The organism is Corallococcus interemptor, assembly GCF_003668875.1.
GTDB lineage: Bacteria > Myxococcota > Myxococcia > Myxococcales > Myxococcaceae > Corallococcus > Corallococcus interemptor.
Genome location: NZ_RAWM01000100.1, coordinates 1 through 14146, shown reverse-complemented (window position 1 = coordinate 14146; position 14146 = coordinate 1). Strand labels below are relative to the sequence as shown.

Annotated in this window: 12 protein-coding genes; 7 read left to right on the top strand and 5 right to left on the bottom strand. The window is 71.3% G+C overall.

Translation table 11 applies throughout. The features are described from left to right. Positions 1–5 precede the first annotated feature (5 nt). Positions 6–398, top strand: a complete 393-nt coding sequence (locus D7X96_RS28240; protein WP_121771170.1) for a DUF488 domain-containing protein — start codon at positions 6–8, stop codon at positions 396–398. On the opposite strand, the gene D7X96_RS28235 is transcribed toward D7X96_RS28240, so the two are convergent. Next, positions 399–1139, bottom strand: a complete 741-nt coding sequence (locus tag D7X96_RS28235; protein ID WP_120547302.1) for a J domain-containing protein — start codon at positions 1137–1139, stop codon at positions 399–401. A 128-nt stretch (positions 1140–1267) separates the two neighbouring features. Here D7X96_RS28235 and D7X96_RS28230 point away from each other — a divergent pair, with 128 nt between their 5' ends. From D7X96_RS28230 to D7X96_RS28220, 3 genes are all read left to right on the top strand, one after another. Further along, positions 1268–3874, top strand: a complete 2607-nt coding sequence (locus D7X96_RS28230; RefSeq protein ID WP_121771169.1) for a M1 family metallopeptidase — start codon at positions 1268–1270, stop codon at positions 3872–3874. A gap of 195 nt (positions 3875–4069) precedes the next feature. Next, the gene (locus D7X96_RS28225) at positions 4070–6013 is read left to right on the top strand and encodes a PAS domain-containing sensor histidine kinase (RefSeq protein ID WP_120547299.1); all 1944 of its coding nucleotides are present in this window, start codon (positions 4070–4072) and stop codon (positions 6011–6013) included. 144 nt (positions 6014–6157) lie between these two features. Further along, entirely contained in the window at positions 6158–6340 is a 183-nt protein-coding gene (locus D7X96_RS28220) for a hypothetical protein (protein ID WP_120547298.1), read from the top strand. A 26-nt stretch (positions 6341–6366) separates the two neighbouring features. Here D7X96_RS28220 and D7X96_RS28215 read toward each other — a convergent pair whose 3' ends face one another. The 3 genes from D7X96_RS28215 to D7X96_RS28205 all read right to left on the bottom strand — a co-directional run bounded on the left by D7X96_RS28215 (position 6367) and on the right by D7X96_RS28205 (position 8970). Continuing rightward, on the bottom strand, positions 6367–6897 hold the full coding sequence (locus tag D7X96_RS28215; RefSeq protein ID WP_121771178.1) for a TspO/MBR family protein: 531 nt from the start codon (positions 6895–6897) through the stop codon (positions 6367–6369). 100 nt (positions 6898–6997) lie between these two features. Continuing rightward, complete coding sequence (locus D7X96_RS28210) at positions 6998–7768, bottom strand: ferritin-like domain-containing protein (RefSeq protein ID WP_121771168.1); 771 nt, start codon at positions 7766–7768, stop codon at positions 6998–7000. Next, positions 7765–8970, bottom strand: a complete 1206-nt coding sequence (locus tag D7X96_RS28205) for a hypothetical protein (protein WP_120547296.1) — start codon at positions 8968–8970, stop codon at positions 7765–7767. The genes D7X96_RS28210 and D7X96_RS28205 overlap by 4 nt, the downstream gene beginning before the upstream one ends. Positions 8971–9250: 280 nt before the next feature. On the opposite strand from D7X96_RS28205, the gene D7X96_RS28200 reads away from it, so the two are divergent. The 3 genes from D7X96_RS28200 to D7X96_RS28190 are packed head-to-tail and all read left to right on the top strand — an operon-like array spanning position 9251 to position 13179. Further along, positions 9251–11593, top strand: a complete 2343-nt coding sequence (locus D7X96_RS28200) for a CHASE2 domain-containing protein (protein WP_120547295.1) — start codon at positions 9251–9253, stop codon at positions 11591–11593. Positions 11594–11620: 27 nt separating this feature from the next. After that, the gene (locus tag D7X96_RS28195) at positions 11621–12190 is read left to right on the top strand and encodes an SH3 domain-containing protein (protein WP_121724972.1); all 570 of its coding nucleotides are present in this window, start codon (positions 11621–11623) and stop codon (positions 12188–12190) included. Next, positions 12190–13179, top strand: coding sequence for a M48 family metallopeptidase (locus tag D7X96_RS28190; RefSeq protein ID WP_244219752.1), 990 nt, complete (start codon positions 12190–12192; stop codon positions 13177–13179). Before D7X96_RS28195 ends, D7X96_RS28190 begins: the two co-directional genes overlap by 1 nt. 3 nt (positions 13180–13182) lie before the next feature. On the opposite strand, the gene D7X96_RS28185 is transcribed toward D7X96_RS28190, so the two are convergent. Further along, a partial coding sequence (locus D7X96_RS28185) for an extensin-like protein (protein ID WP_121771167.1) occupies positions 13183–14146 on the bottom strand: 964 nt, incomplete at its 5' end.

The following is a 14146-nucleotide window of genomic DNA, read 5'->3' as shown; positions in this document are numbered from 1 at the left end:
GAAAGATGATTCGACTCCAGCGCGTCTATGACGAGCACGGCCCGGAGGCCCGGGCGGGGACCCGCTTCCTGGTGGACCGGCTGTGGCCTCGGGGGCGGAAGAAGGCGGACCTCCACCTGGATGGCTGGCCGCGCGAGGTCGGGCCCAGCACGGAGCTGCGGCGGTGGTTCGCCCATGACGTCGAGCGCTGGGACGAGTTCCGGCGCCGGTACACCCGCGAGCTGGACGCGCACCCGGACGTCTGGGAGCCGCTGCTGGAGGCCGCGCGCCAGGGCCGCGTCACCCTGCTCTACGGCGCTCGCGATACCGAGCACAACAACGCCGTGGTGTTGAAGGACTACCTGGAGGCCCGGCTGAAGCGTCCCGCGCGTAAGAAGCCGCGCCGCACCGTGCACTGATCAGCCCGCGTCGCGCTCCAGCGCCTCCCACGCGTCCAGGATTTCACGCGTCTTGCGCTCCGCGAGCGCGTGGAACTCCGGCGCCAGGTGCGCGACCTTGTCCGGATGGTATTGCGCGATGAGCGCGCGGAAGGCCTTGCGCGCTTCGTCCTTCGGCGTCCCCCGCGCGATGCCCAGCACCGTCCAGGGGTCCTTCGTCTCCGGCTCGGGTGCGACGGCGCGGCTGCCGCGCGGGGGCGTGGCTTCGTCGCTCGCGGGCCCGTAGCGCGGTGGGGCCCTGGGCGCGGGCTCAGGCCGGCGGTGGCCGGGACGCTTCGCCGGGTCGGGCGCGGGGATGCCAGGAGACAGGCGGCTCAGGGCCTCTTGCAGGAACCACAGGTCTTCAGTGGGACTGGCGTGCTTGCGCACCACCGCGCGCGGCCGGCCGCCCTCCAGCAGCACGTAGCCCGTGGCCGCCGCGTAGGCGCGCTTCTTGTCGTCCGGGTAGAGCCGGTCGCCCAGGTCTCCCAGCGGGTCGCGCCACATGCCCTCCGTGGTGCCCTCGTCCGCCACGATGACCTGCGCCAGCACGTCCCCGAAGCGGTCCTCCAGCGCCGCGAAGGGCTCGCGCGCCTGGGGAGGACGCGTCATCCCCGCGCCGTGGCGCACCCCCGCCACCAGCATCAGCCCCGGCGCCCCGTCCACGAAGGCGAAGAGCTTCTCGCGCACCTGCTTGTCGGAGAAGTAGAGAACGGCCTGCACGGTCCTCCCATCCTGGGGAAGCCCCGGCCGTTTCTCAACCTCCGCCGGTCCAGTTCCCGGAATTCCGACAAGACCCGGTTCAAAGCGTCTCGACCCGGGGGCGGGCTTGCGAAAGAGTCACCTCTCCCATGCGCTGCTGCCACCGCCACGCCCCCGCCGCCGCCGGGTCCTCCGACCCGCATCCGTTCAGCCTCCCCGGCGCCACCGAGCACTACGCCGCGCCCCGCCCCGTGCGCGCCGAGCACGTGCGCATCGAGCTGGACCTGGACTTCGACGCGCGCGCCCTGGCCGGCACCTGCACCACCCGCGTGTCCGCGGTCCGCGCCGTGACCACCGTCACCTTCGACGCGGTGGACCTGGACGTCAGCGACGCGCGCGTCGACGGCCGCTCCGTCCCCTTCTCCAACTCCGGCGCCCACGTGCGCGTGGAGCTGCCTCGCGCGCTGGACTCAGGCCAGGCGTGTGACGTCGCGCTCACCTACCGCGCCCGTCCCCGCCGAGGCCTCTACTTCTGGGGCCCCGACGCGGGCTACCCCGACCGCCCGGTCCAGGCGTGGACGCAGGGCCAGGACATCGACGCGAGGTGCTGGTTCCCCTGCCTGGACACGCCCGCGCAGAAGGCCACGTCGGAGGTCATCGCCACCTTCCCGGCGCACATGACGTCGCTGTCCAACGGCGTGCTCGTCAGCGACGTCACCACCGGCGGGCGGCGCACCCAGCACCACCGCATGGCGCAGCCGCACGCGCCCTACCTCGTCACGCTGGTGGTGGGCGACTTCGACGAGGCCACCGACACCGCCGGCACCACGCCGCTGCGCTACCTGTTCCCCAAGGGCCGCCGCGAGGACGCGCTCCGGTGCGTGGCGCGCACGCCGCGGATGATCGCCGCGTACGAAGCCCTCACCGGCGAGCCCTACCCGTGGAGCGGCTACGCGCAGGTGTTCGTCACGGAGTTCATCCTGGGCGGCATGGAGCACACCACGGCCACCACGCTGGTGGACACCGTGCTGCACGACGCGCGGGCGCACCTGGACTACACCGCCGAACCGCTCATCTCCCACGAACTGGCGCACCAGTGGTTCGGCGACCTGCTCACCTGCCGCGACTGGCCCCACGGCTGGCTCAACGAGGGCTTCGCCACCTACTTCGAGGTGCTCTGGAAGGAGCGCGGGGACAACCGGGACGAGGCCGACCATCACCGGGCGCTCGACCTGGAGGCCTACCTCTCCGAGACGCGCGAGCGCTACGCGCGCCCCATCGTCGCCCGGAAGTTCCAGGCGCCCATGGACCTGTTCGACCGCCACCTCTACGAGAAGGGCGGGCTGGTGCTCCACGAGCTGCGCCGCCGCGTGGGGGATGACCTCTTCGTGCGCGCCCTGCGCCACTACGTCGCGTCCCACCGCCACGGCGTGGTGGAGACGGTGGACCTGGCGCGCGCCTTTGAAGAGGCCACCGGCCACAACCTGGACCCGGTGTTCGACCAGTACGTCTTCTCCCCCGGACACCCGGAGCTGAAGGTGGAGGTCCGCTACGAGGCGGACGACGCGCGCCTGCGCATCGCCGTGCGCCAGACGCAGCGCACGGACTCGGGCACGCCTGTCTTCCGGCTGCCGCTGGAGGTCGTCGTCACGGCGAATGGAGAAGACACGCGCCACCGGCTGGACCTCACGGACGCGGAGCACCGCTTCCACCTTCCCTGCCCCGCCGCGCCCACGCAGGTGCGCGTGGATCCGCGCCGCGACGTGCTGGGCACGCTGGACGTGGACAAGGCCGTGGGGCTGTGGCGCGAGGAGCTGGCGAGCGCCCCGGAGGCCCGCGCGCGCACGGAGGCCGCGCACGCGCTGGGCAAGGACGGTGGCCCGCGGTCGGTGGAGGCGCTGGGCCGCGCGCTGAAGGACGCGAAGCTCTTCTGGGCCACCCGCGCCGCGTGCGCGAAGGCGCTGGGCCGCATCCGCACGCCGGAGGCCCGCGCGCTGCTGCTCGACTCGGCCGTCACCGGGCACCCGCGCGTGCGCCGCGCCGTCGTCGCCGCGCTGGGTGAGTTCCGCCACGACGTGGAGGTGGCTGCCCGGCTGCGCGCGCTGCTGGAGGCCGGAGACGCCAGCTACTTCGTGGAGGCGGAGGCCGCGCGGGGACTGGGCCGCGTGCGCGCGCCGGATGCGCTGCCCCTGCTGGAGGCCGCCGCCACGCGGCCGTCGTTCCAGGACGTCATCGGCGCGGCCGCGATGGACGGGCTGGCGGAGACGCAGGACGCGGCGGCGTTCCCGGTGGCCGTGGCTCGGACGGCCTACGGCCAGCCCTCGTTCCTGCGCCGCGCGGCCGTGAGCGCGGTGGCGAAGCTGGCGGAGGTGGCGAACCGCAAGCGCGAAGCGGTGGACCTGTTCGCGCAGCTGTTGCGAGACCCGCAGTTCCGCGTGCAGCTGGCGGTCTGCGACGCGGCCTCCACGCTGGGCGACCGGCGCCTGCTGCCCGCGCTGGAGGGCACGACCTTCAGCGACCCGCGAACGCGCCGCTACGCCCGCGAGGCCGTGCGGTCCCTGCGCGAAGGCGCGCCCCAGGCCCGCGAGGTCGCGTCGCTGCGCGAGGAGCTGGACGCGCTCAAGCAGGAGACGCGCACCCTGCGCGAGAAGCTGGAGACGCTCACGCTGAGCGCCCGGCCGCCCGCGCCCGAAAAGAAGCCCGTGCGCAAGCAGGCGGCGAAGCGCGGCCGCACGCAGCCCAAGCGCCGGCGCTAGGCCTGCCCGCCTGGTCTCCAGGGGCGCTGACGGCATCCGACCTCCGGACACTTCCGCGCCGGGGAAGCCGACAGTGTGTACCTGTAGGCAAAGGGAACGCGCACGGGCGCCAAGACGCGCGCCCGCCAACGCCGGGGAGCCCCCACCGCCCGGCAGGGCCTGCCCTCGTGGCAGGAAGCCCACCAGGAGCGATGCATGTCCGCAGGAGCCGCACGGGAGCTGGAAGCCATCTTGGACGCAGCGGTGGACCCCTTTGTCGCGTGCGGTCCGGATGAGCGCATCCTGCAGGTCAACGCGGCGACGGAGCGGCTGCTGGGCTGGGACCGCGAACAGCTCCTGGGCCGGCCCGTCACCGACCTCTTCCCGTCCCGCCTGCACCGCTTCCACGGCCTCAGCCTGCCGCGCTACCTGCTGTCGCGCCGCAAGGCACTGGGCGGGCGGCCCACGCGCGTCTTCGCCCGGCGGCGCGACGGCGTGGAGCTGCTGGTGGAGCTGGCCGTGGGCGCCGCCGGCATGGACGGACAGGAGCGCATCGTCCTCACGATGCGCCGGCTGCATGAGGTCATCGACTCGCTGGAGGAGCCGGTGGAGCAGGTGGCCGGGGCCACCGACGCGTCCATGCACCCGGAGACGGCGGACCGGCTCTACCGGCTGCTCGTGGAGAACGCGCCCCTGGGCATCTTCCACTTCGACCGCCTGCCCGTCATCACCGCGTGCAACGAGCGCTTCTCCGGGCTCATTGGCACGTCGAAGCGCAACCTGGTGGGCCTGAACCTCCTCACGCTGCGCGACGAGCGCATCCTGACCTGCGTGCGCGAATCGCTGGACGGCCGCCCCTGCGACTACGAAGGCAACTACCGCTCCGTCACCACCGGCAAGGAGACGCCGGTGCGCATCCGCTTCGCGCCCTGCTACGCGGAGGACGGCAGCGTGGAGGGCGGCGTGGGCATCGTGGAGGACATCACCGAGCGCCGCCGCGTGGAGGCCGAGCGCGAGGAGAACCTGGCCCAGCTGGACCTGCTCTTCCGAGGCGCGCCGGTGGGCATCGGCTTCCTGGACACGCGCCTGCGCTACGTGCGCGTCAACGAGACGCTCGCGCGCCTCAACGGCATCCCGGCGGACGCGCACCCGGGACATACGCTGCCGGAGCTGCTCGGGGAGGCGGGCGCCATCGCGGAGCAGGGCCCCCGGTACGTGCTGCGCACCGGCGAGCCGCTGGTCGACCAGGAGTCCACCTCCGACGTGGACCTGGGCCTCGAAGGGCCCCGGCGCTGCTTCCGGGGCAACTTCTATCCCGTGCGCACCCCGGACGGCCGCGTCCTGGGCGTGGGCGTCCTCATCGAGGACATCACCGAGCGCCGCCGCGCGGAGGAGGAACGCGCGCACCTGTACCGCGAGGCCCAGGAGGCCATCCGCGTGCGCGACGACTTCCTCTCCATCGCGAGCCACGAGCTGAAGACGCCGCTGACGCCCCTGAGCCTGCGCCTGGCCACGCTGGAGCGCCGCCTGGAGCGCGGCGAGAACCTGGACCCCAGCGTGCTGCGCCACGCGCGCCACCAGCTCACGCGCCTCACCGGCCTCATCAACGACCTGCTGGACGCGTCCCGCATCGAGGCCGGCCGCCTGGCCCTGCACCCGGAGGCCACCCGCTTCGACCTGCTGGTGGAGCACACGCTCGCCAGCATGGACGGCCAGAGGGGCAACCACACCTTCGACTTCGAGCGCCCCCCGGAGCCCATCTCCGTCCACGGCGACACGTACCGGCTGGAGCAGGTCCTCTCCAACCTGCTGGAGAACGCGCTCAAGTACAGCCCGGACGGCGGCGCCATCCGCGTGCGTCTGTCCTTGAGCGACGACGTCGCGGTGCTGTCCGTGACGGATCCGGGCATCGGCATCCCGGAGGACCAGCAGCAGCAGCTCTTCGACCGCTACTTCCGCGCGCGCAACGCCTCCACGCGCTCCTACGGCGGGCTGGGCCTGGGGCTCTACATCAGCCGCGACATCGTGGAGCGCCACGGCGGCCGCATCTGGGTGGAGAGCGTCCCGGGCCGCGGGTCCACCTTCTACGTCGCGCTGCCGACACTCGCCTCCGCGCGCGCCGCCCTCCCGCAGGTGTGGCCCGATCGCCACCTCCACTGAAGCCCCGGCCGCGCCCCGGCTGAAAGAACTTCAGCGCCGCCTCCCCGCCCCCGCCAATGGCTCCATGCAAAGGGCTGGAATCCCACGCTTCCCGGCCCTGGCACGCCCCCTGCTCTATCCGGGCGCACGGGAGGGAGAAACCCCATGGAAAACATGACGATGAAGAGCGAGTCCCCCATCAGCCAGGACAACGACGGGTGGGTGGTCCGGGTGAAGGTCGGTGGGCGCATCCAGGAGGTGCGTTGCACCTCGGAGAACCAGGCGCGCTACTTCGCCGCCGTGCTGTCCTTCAACAACGCGGTCCCCCCCTCACGCATGCGCAACTAGCGCGCGAGGAGGGAAGACGCCCGGTGTTAGCCATTGAGCCGGGCAATGTCGGTGGACAGCACGTTGGCGAAGCCCACCCAGCCCAGGTACGGCGCCATGAACCACGGCGTCTTGCGGTCCACGCGGCTGGCGGCGGCGGTGTACGCCGCGATGCCGCCGAGCAGCACCCAGTTCTCCACCGCGGCGGCCTTGAGCCGGCGCTTGCGGAAGAACAGGTGCGACCACGCGGCGTTGAGCCCCAGCTGCACGAACCACAGGCCCAGCGCGCGCGAGCGTTGCGCGCCCGCGGGTGAGCCCCAGATGCGCCAGCCCGAGACGGCGATGAGGCCATAGAGCGTCGTCCACACCGGCCCGAAGGCCTGGCGCGGCGGCTGGAAGGACGGCTTCTTCAGCTGCTTGTACCAGCGCCCCTGCACGGCCTCGCGCGTGCTCCTCGCGTTGAGGAGGACAGCGCCCGCGGTGAGCGCGCTGAAGGCACCCAGCGCCACCAATGACTCACGGTTGAGCGTGGCGTTGTGTTCCAGGCCCTCGGAGCCTCCCAGCTCACTGAGCTGCATGTCGTTCCCTCCGGACGTGACGAAGCCGTTGTGCGAGCCCACAAGCTGTGTCCTCGCACAACGGCCTGCCACTTCCGGCTGCCTGTCCGCCTGGCCGCCCTCAGGGCTGCGCGGGCATGGACGCGGAGTCCATGGGCGCGCGGGCCTCCGTGGACACGCCCGCCGCGTACCAGCCCTTCACCAGGGCCAGGTGCTCGGCTTCGGCGTCCAGCGCCAGCTGGAAGCGGTCCGCCAACGAGTCATGGCCCAGGCCGCGCGCCAGGTCGATGAGCACCTCCCAGCTCGCGTTGTCCGTCAGCTCCGCCACCAGCAGCGCCTGCATGGTCTGCCGCAGGTTGGTGCGCGCGTCGGAGATGGCCGCGGGCACGCCCATGGAGATGACCGAGGTCAGGTCCGCGGACGGCGTCATGGCCGTGGGGTCCGCGCCCAGCTTCTCCATGGCCTCCATCAGGAGGGCGAAGTGGCTGAGCTCGTCGTCGAGGATCTTCGTGAGCAGCTCCCGCGAAGGGCCCCCCTCCCAGCTGCCGAAGACATCCAGCTTGGAGAGCGCGCCCTCATAGAGCCGGACGCCGCTGCGCTCGAAGGCGAGCCGCTCTCCCAGCTTGTCGATGAACACGGTGGGCTTGCCGCCCTTGAGCATGTCCACGGCGGTCTTCGCCACGCCCTTGAGGCTGGAGGGCGGCGGCACGCGGCCCAGGCCGTCACCGGACTCGCGCATGTACTGCTTGCGCACGTCCGCGATGGCCTGCGCGTCGCCCGGGCTGCTGGGCCGCGCCTTCTCCGCCTGCGCGATGATGTCCTTGCTGTCCACGGGTGACGTCTTGATGCCGGTGCGGTTCATTCCCACGTCGGCGACGGTGTCCTTGCTCATTGCAGCCTCCTCCCTTCCAGCACCGAGCCCATGCGCTGCGCCTTCGCGGCCAGCTCCGTGCCCGGCCTCCAGGTGTATCCGGCCGCCGCCGTCTCCGAGGGCGACCCCTCCGAGTTCAGCTGGGCCTGGTACGCGAGCGTGCGGTGGTCCGGCGGCAGCTGCGACTTGTCCACGTAGTCCATGCCGTCGGAGCGCATGTCCACCTCCTGCGACAGGACCTTGCGCACGAACTCACGGTGTTCCTTGAACGCGATGGGCTCTGGCAGCGTCCGGGGCAGCACCTCCGCCGGGTCACGCTTCTCCAGGTTCTTGAACAGCTCCATCACGTAGTGCAGGTGGCCCAGCTCGTAGTCCACGAACCGCTGCCAGATCTCCTTGATGCGCGGGTTCGACTCGTACGCGAGGCACGAGTAGTAGTTGTAGACCTCCATGGCCTCGTGGAGCATCCACTTCTCCAGCAGGGACTCGCCCGGGTCCATCAGCGAGCCGTACTGGGTGACGTGCTGCTCCTCGATGGAGGCGATCTCCGCGTAGAGCTGCCGCGCGACGGGGTCCGTGAACGTGGGGCCCACGGTCATGTAGTAGTCGTGCGTCTGGAACTCCGACGCGGTGATGGTCATCGCGTGCAGCTTGGACAGCGGATCCGCCGTCTTGCAGTCATACGGGCGGCGCAGGTCATCCAGCGGATGGCGGTGCTCCACGACCGTGGGGCGGCCCGGGATGATGTCCGTATAGGACTGGGTGATGTTGTTGGGGTCCTGTCCCTCCAGCCGGTCATAGAGCGCCGAATAGCGGTACAGGTGGTCGAAGTCCTCCAGCATGCCGAAGCGGTAGGTCTGGGCCAGATAGGGGTCCGGCTCGTGGAGGGCCACGCTGGCGGTGACCTCGATGGCCAGCTGCTCGAAGCCGAGCGTGGTCTCGATGACCTTCTGGTCCGGCGGCGTGAGCCAGTTCACCAGCGTCTGCTGGTGGTGCTCCGCGCGGCGCACCAGCGCCAGGTGCGGGCGCAGCTCCAGATTGAGCCGCGCGAAGATGTGCTTCATGCGCAGGGCATCCGCTTCAATGCCATTCATCAGGATGACGCGCGTGCGGGTGAAGGCGTCGTCGTCCATCTTGCTGTAGGGACGCCGCACCATGTCCTTCCAGGTGAAGGACTGGCGCTCGACGGGAGTGCCTTTTTCTTTGAACAGGTCCAAGGCCACGAGGTGACTCCTTCTGGGGAGGGACAAGCAGTGAGCGCGGGCGGTGTGCTTCACCGCCTCGGGTCCCATGGGCCTCAAGGTTGGGGGCCTCTCCCCAACGGCAACAGACGTGCAGGCGTCGGTTGGCGGACGCGAAGGGCTCCGACGGCTCGCAGGGTTGCCTGCTTCGCGGGGCTCTCCGGCTCCTCCTGGATGAAGGTCCAATTCCGCTGGCCCTTGCGCATGTCGCGCGGGCGCATCCCGGAGTAGCGTCCCGCCATCGACCTCATGGGGAGGGGCCGTGACGGGTGAGACGTGGAAGTCGGTTCAGGAGCGCTGGCGCCATCACGGACGCGTGATGCTGGGGATCGCGCTGGTGGCCACACTCGTCGCGTGGGCGTGCGAGGAGGCACACCTCCTGGAGAGCACGGAGCACATCGCCTACGACGAGGCCCTGGTCCGCTACACCGGTGGCCGGGAGAAGTCCGGGCAGGTGGTCGTGGTGGCCATCGACCAGAGCACCATCGACCGCATCAGCCAGGACCCGCAGCTTCAGCTCAACTTCGGCAACTGGCCGTACACGCGCACGCTGTGGGCGCGCATCGCGCAGGAGCTGAAGGCCGCCGGAGCCAGGGCCGTGCTGTTCGACGCGGTGATGGACGAGCGGACGGCGGACGAGTCCGCCGACCTGGGCTTCGCGCAGGCGCTGCGTGAGACGGGCCTCCCCTTCTACGTGGGCATGGCGAGCAGCGGCTCCGCGAAGCCGCTGGTGCGCGCGGACTTCCAGGCTCCCGTGCCGCTGACCGCTCCCGAGGCCGCTCCCCCCGCGAGCCCGCCGGACGGCGACTCCTTCCCCGAGGAGTTCGAGGAAGCGCCGGCCCCGGCCACGCCCGTGCTGACGCCGGAGGCCCTGGCGCGGGCGCTCGCCTTCCCCGTGCGCCGGACGGATGGGAGGCCGCTGCCCAGGCTGGGGGACACGCCCTCGCAGCCGTCATCGAGTCCCCGCTACCCGGTGCCTCCGACGTCCGCGCTGGTGAACGCGGTGAACGGGGTCGGGCTGGTGGACATGGAGGCGGACGGGGACGGCTCCATCCGCCGCACGTCCTTCGCGTACACGGACGGCCTCAACACCTACGTGACGCTGCCGGTGCGCATGATGGCGGACCTGCTGGGCGCGAAGGAGGTCACGCTCTCCGGCCGCACCTTGCGCCTGGGCGAGCGCACCTGGCCCGTGGACGCCAACGGGAGCGCCGCGCTGGACTACGGCGGTTCGCTGCAGGAGCGCTTCGTGATGGTGCGCCTCTTCGACGTGCTGAACGACTGGATCCGCCGCGCCAAGGGCGACACGCCGCTGCTGCCCGCGGACACCTTCCAGGACAAGGTCGTCGTCATCGGCGGCACGGCGGTGGGCCTCAACGACATCAAGGCCACGCCCTTCTCCCCCACGGAGCCCGGGCTGGTGAAGCAGGCCACGGTGGTGGACACGCTGCTGTCGGGGAGGTTCATCACCCGCGCGTCCCCGGGCGTGGACCTGGGCCTGACGTTCCTCGTGGCGCTGGTGTCCGCGGTGCTGCTGGTGACGGCGCGCTGGACGCTGCTGGAGGTGGTCTGGCCGCTGGCGCTGGTGCTGGGACTGCACGCCCTCATGGGCCTGCTGCTCAAGACGTCACACACGCACGTGCTGATGGCGATGCCCGCGCTGGCGGGCGTGGGCGCCAGCGTGGCCGCGCTGGCGTTCAACCACCTGGTGGCCAACCGCGAGACGCAGTTCATCCGGCAGGCGTTCCACCGCTTCATGGAGCCGAAGCTGGTGGAGCAGATGATCCGCTCGCGGCAGCTGCCGCGCCTGGATGGGGAGAACAAGGAGATCACCGCGTTCTTCAGCGACATCCGCGGCTTCTCCACCTTCAGCGAGCGCTTCAAGGAGGACCCGCGCCAGCTGGTGCGCATCCTCAACACGTACCTCACGGCGGTGAGCGGGGCGCTGCTCCACGAGGGCGGCTGCCTGGACAAGTACATTGGCGACGCGGTGGTGTGCCTCTTCGGCGCGCCCATGGCCCAGGAGGACCACGCCGTGCGCGCGTGCCGGGGCGCGCTGGCGGCGAAGGCGGCGGTGGACGCGCTGCGCGTGGACTTCCACCAGAAGGGGTTCCCGGACGTGTACACGCGCATCGGCGTGAACAGCGCGGTGAACTTCGTGGGCAACTTCGGCAGCGACCAGCTCTTCAGCTACACGGCCATTGGCGACGGCATGAACCTGGCCGCGCGCCTGGAGGGCGCGAACAAGGCCTATGGTTCCGTCATCATGATTGGCCCGCGCACGTACGAGCTGGCGAAGGACCACATCGAGGTGCGCGAGCTGGACCGCGTGCGGGTGGCGGGCAAGACGGAGGCCGTCACGGTGTATGAGCTGCTGGCGCTCAAGGGCGGGCTGGACGCGTCCATGCGACAGACGGTGGCGCGCTACCATGAGGCCCTGGCGCTGTACCGCGAGGCCCGCTTCGCCGAAGCCGCGGCGGTGCTGGAGGCGGAGGCCGCGCGGTCGCCGGAGGACGGGCCCACGGCGAAGCTCCTGGAGCGCTGCCGCGAGTACATGGAAGCGCCTCCGGAGAATTTCGATGGCGTGGCGAATCTTGAGAAGTGACGGCGTATCAGGGTGGGGAGCACGACGATGAGACGATGGACCTGGGGCATCCTGCTGCTGGCGCTGGGGGTGCCGGTGACGGCCGCGTGGGCGGTGAAGAAGGATGAGAAGCTCTACGTGAAGGCGCGCAACACGCGCGTGCTCAAGAGCGCGGTGCCCACTGCGGACGTGGTGGCGGTGCTCCAGCCCGGGCAGCAGGTGACGTGGAAGGGCGCGGATCCGAAGAACGCCCAGTGGCACCAGGTGACCGAGCCCGGAGGCAAGGCCGGCTACGTGTTCCAGACGAACCTGTCCACGAAGCCGCCCGACATGGAGCTGGTGTCCAAGGACGGCAAGACGCGCACCATCGACCCCGCGGCCTTCGTGTCCAGCGGCGCGGCGGTGAAGGCGCTGAGCCCGGGCGCGGAGAAGTACGGCAAGGAGAAGGGCGGCGACTACGCGGTCGCGGTGAACCAGCTCAAGAAGCTGGAGGGCCTGGCGAAGGCCGTGACTCCCGTGGAGATCGACGCGCACGTGAAGCAGGCCGGGCTGTTCCCGGTGGTGGCGCCCAACACGAAGCTGGGGCCCCAGCCTCAGGCGAAGAAGGGGGGCAGGTGATGCGCTCGCGCATGGGAGTGCTGGTGGCGGCGGGCCTGGGGCTGTGCCTCACGTCCTGCACCCAGGTGGCGAAGGGGCTGAAGGCCGCGAACCTGGGGGCGGACGTGAACCGGGTGGCGGACGCGGCGGAGAAGGTGGACTCCTGCGACAAGCTGAAGGTGGCACCCGCCATCCAGGAGGAGTACGCGCTGGGCAGCGCGCTGGCCATCCACTGGGCGCAGCAGGGCGGCGGGCTGATGCTGTCAGGCGCCGCGCAGGAGAAGCTGAGCACCTACGTCAACACGGTGGGCCGCAACCTGGCGATGCAGTCCCCCCGGCCGGAGCTGGGCTGGACGTTCGGCGTGCTCAACGACACGAAGCGCTTCAACGCGCTGTCCGCGCCCGCGGGCTACGTGTTCGTCACGCACGGGCTGCTTCAGGGCGTGGACAACGAGGCGCAGCTCGCGGGCGTGCTGGCGCATGAGATTGCCCACGTCGTGCTCAAGCACGCGCTGAACCAGTACGTCTCCGTGAAGGTGAGCACCTGCAAGGGCGACGCGATGGTGGGCGTCGGCAAGTCGGTGGTCGCATCGGCGCTGAAGAACGCGAGCCTGCTGGACGGCCGGCTGGACCTGGACTCGGACACGGGCCTGATGGGGAAGATGGTCGATGGGACCGTGGAGCTCGCCGGCAAGGGCCACCGCAAGGACGAGGAGCTGGCGGCGGACGCGCTCGCGGTGGAGCTGATGCTGTCCGCGGGCTACGACCCCGGGGAGTTCTCGAAGCTGCTCGGCCAGACGTCCGGAGGCGGCGGCTTCTGGGAGAACCACCCCAGCGCGAAGGAGCGCCAGGGGCAGATCAAGTCCATCGTCGAGGCTCGGGGGAACAACGCGGATCCGCTCGCGCGCGTGGACGTGGCGGCGTTGCAGCGGCCGGTCCTGCCCGCGTCCTTCACCGCCGCCGTGGGGCCCGTGAAGAAGCCCACGGGCGTGGCGAAGGACGCGAAGTAGCCTTCAGCGCACCGTGGCCTGGCTCAGGGCGCGGTGCACGGACTCCAGGGCCTTGCGCGCCTCCAGCAGCTCGGCGCGCTCGGCGGTGAGGGACGCGACCTGCTGGGCCAGCACGTCGCGCTCGCCCTGGAGCGTCTCCACGGCGCGGCGCAGGGAGGCGGACTCGTCCTTGGCGCCCTCCAGCTCCACGGCGAGGCGCTCTTCTTCCGCCAGGCTGTCCGCCAGGGCCAGCTTGCCCTTGGTGACGACCTGCTCCAGGGCCTCGTGCTCCTTCGCGGCGGCCTGGAGGGCCTGGCGGGCCTCCTGGAGGGACAGGAGCGCTTCGTCGCGCTCGCCTTCCAGCGAGGCCAGCTCACGCTCCAGGTCCGCGAGCAGCTTCACGCGGCCCTCCATCTCCGCGGACAGGCGGCGGGCCTCGTCCATGCGCAGGCGGGCCTCCTCCGTGGCCTTCTCCGCCTGACGGCGGGCGACCTCCAGGTCCTGCGTGAGGGTGAGGTTGAGCGCCTTGATCTTCGTGAGCTCGGCCTGGAGGTGGGTGATGCGCTCCACGGCGCGCTGGCCCGCTTCCGCGACGGTGGCGGGCAGCGGCTCCGGGCGCGGGTTCTCACGCACGGCCTTGAGGCGGGCCTTGAGCTTCTCGCGGCGGGACTCGGAGTCGTCCTCTCGGGGAGGCGCGGGCGTCTGCACCTCGACGGGGGCGGGCGCGGCTTCCTGTCGGGCCACCGTCTCGGTGGTGGTGACGGTGGAGGCCTGGACGGCAGCGTACGTCGTCATGGGCTCGGCCTCGGAAGGCATGCGGAGGGCCTGAACGCCCATCCGTCCATCGAACTGTACTCCGGGCGGCGGGCCCGCGAACGTGACGGGGGCACCACGGGGGGCCTCTGCCTGGGCGGCGGCCATCGCCGGGGGCGGCGAGGCGAAGGTGACGGGCGCTGCGCGAGGGGGCTCGACGGGCGCCGCCGCGTGG